This window comes from Romboutsia sp. 13368, from assembly GCF_018336475.1.
In the GTDB taxonomy this organism is placed as follows: Bacteria; Bacillota; Clostridia; order Peptostreptococcales; family Peptostreptococcaceae; genus Romboutsia.
In genome coordinates this window covers 395,195-397,403 of record NZ_CP048741.1, presented here as the reverse complement: position 1 = coordinate 397,403, position 2,209 = coordinate 395,195, and the positions used below count along the sequence as shown (strand labels likewise).

Sequence of the window (2,209 nt, the reverse complement as noted above, 5' to 3'; positions counted from 1 at the left end):
TTTATCTTCTTTTGGTAATTTATATAATGTAGGATTAACGTTAAATTCTTTTATTAAATCATTAACTTCTGTTAATGACCTTTCTTTCTTATCTTTTGATATGTTTGACTTAGAGGCTCTTATTAAAATATTTTTAGGGGAATGTGCTATATCTATAAATTCTAATAATTGAGTTTTATATCCTAAACATTCTAATAAGTTAGCTCTAATTACATCTGTCATAAGAGCTGACACTCTTTCTTTTACTATTCCATACTTAGATAGTATTGGTAAAGTTTCTGGTTTCATTTGACTATTAAATTCATGCTGACAACATGGTACTGAGAATATCATCTTTGTATTCCACTTTATAGCATTATATAAAGCATAATCTGTAGCAGTATCACATGCATGTAATGTTATTACCATATCAACTTTATTATTGTACTTGAATCCATTTATATCTCCAAGCTCGAACTTTAAGTTTTCATACTTATACTTCTTAGCTATATCATTACATTTTTTAATAACATCTGCTTTTAAGTCTAATCCTATCATTTTTACATTTATCTTTTTTATCTCTGTAAAGTAATAATATAAAACAAATGTTAAGTATGACTTTCCACATCCAAAATCTAATACAGTTAACTCTTCGAAATTATTCTTCTTAACTTCATCATCTATAATTTCTATAAATCTATTTATTTGTTTATACTTATCATACTGAGAATTTACAACTTTACCTTCTTTTGTAAATACCCCTAAATCTATAAGTGGTTGTATTATTGTACCTTCTTTTAATATATAATTCTTCTCTTTGTTGTGTCCTTTAACAACAATATTAGAATTATCACTTCTTTTTTTACCTAAGAAAACTTTATTTTTCTTAGATATTTTTAAATCAAAATTCATATTTGTTGCCCAAGCAGAAAGTTGCTTATATTTAGATTCCATATACTCTAATATTTTACTTTCTAATGTATCTAATTCAATATTTTCATGAAAAACTTGCTTATCAGTATATTTCTCTACTTGATAATATTTATTTTTAGAATTTTCCTTTAATGAAATTACTATTTTATTAAACTCTTCATTTTTATCTTTTTTATTGCTTATAACTACTTTTAAAATTTCTTGCTCTACAATTTCTTTAATTGATTTTTTTAATTCTTCCATTTAGTCACACCTTATCATTAGTTATTTTTATATAACTATATTATTGTATATAATAGATTAATTCAAACTATTTTTCTTCTATTTGCTTTTCCATTTTATCTAACTTTTTATTATATAAGAATACATAAAACGCCGCTGAAAATACTACTATATATCCTATAATACTTAATATATCTGGATATTGATTAAATATAAATATACTTAGTATTGCTGAGAATATTATATTAGTATAATCAAATATAGATATTTCTTTAGCTGGTGCATATCTATAAGCTAATGTTATACCAAATTGCCCTAAACTTGCAAATATTCCTGCTAAAAGTAAGTAGATTAATTGAGATATTGTCATTGGTTCATAAACATATATAAATATAGGCAAAATAGTTATTAATGAAAACATTGAGAAGAAAAATACTATAGTATAAGACTGCTCCTTATTTCCTAATACTCTTAAACAAGTGTATGCTGATGCTGCAAATAATGCTCCAAATATTCCTGATAAGTAAGGTATAATCTCTATACTAAACGTAGGTTTTATTATAAGTAAAGCACCCGTAAATGCTATTATAATAGATATTATCTGTTTTCTATTTATTTTTTCTTTTAAAAATAAAGCGCATAAAAGAACAGATAAAAATGGACTTAATTTATTTAACATATTTGCATCAGATAATACTAATTTATCTATAGCATAATAATTTAATATTACACCTAAGGTACCAAAAGTAGACCTCATTAATAATACTTTTCTATTTTCTTTTTTTCCTGTAAAACTTCCTTTATGTTTAATTATTAAATACAATGCAACAGTTGCAGATACTAAATTTCTAAAGAAAACTTTTTGAAAGTTCGGTAAATCTCCTGCTAGCTTTACACATGCTGACATTAGTGCAAATCCTAAAGCAGATAATATAATGAATATTATTCCTTTTGTTCTGTCTGAACTAACTATTTTATTCATGTTTTATCCTCCTTTTTATATTTTTTATTTAATATTTAGATGGTATTTTTAATATTTTAAATATATTAATATAGTTTATATTATAAATTAATC

2 protein-coding genes are annotated in these 2,209 nt (G+C 23.5%); both read right to left on the bottom strand.

Annotated features, from left to right (window positions below; translation table 11 throughout):
- Window positions 1-1,155, bottom strand: a 1,155-nt coding sequence (locus G3997_RS01600; RefSeq protein WP_296647044.1) for a class I SAM-dependent methyltransferase, incomplete at its 3' end; no start/stop codon positions are given.
- Between the two features lie 67 nt (window positions 1,156-1,222).
- Window positions 1,223-2,116: a DMT family transporter gene (locus tag G3997_RS01595; protein ID WP_296647039.1), complete on the bottom strand. Its 894-nt coding sequence runs from the start codon at window positions 2,114-2,116 to the stop codon at window positions 1,223-1,225.
- Window positions 2,117-2,209 lie beyond the last annotated feature (93 nt).

Coding starts and splice junctions, on each gene's coding strand:
- G3997_RS01595 (WP_296647039.1), bottom strand. CDS start 2,116: ATGAATAAAATAGTTAGTTCAGACAGAACAAAAGGAATAATATTCATT.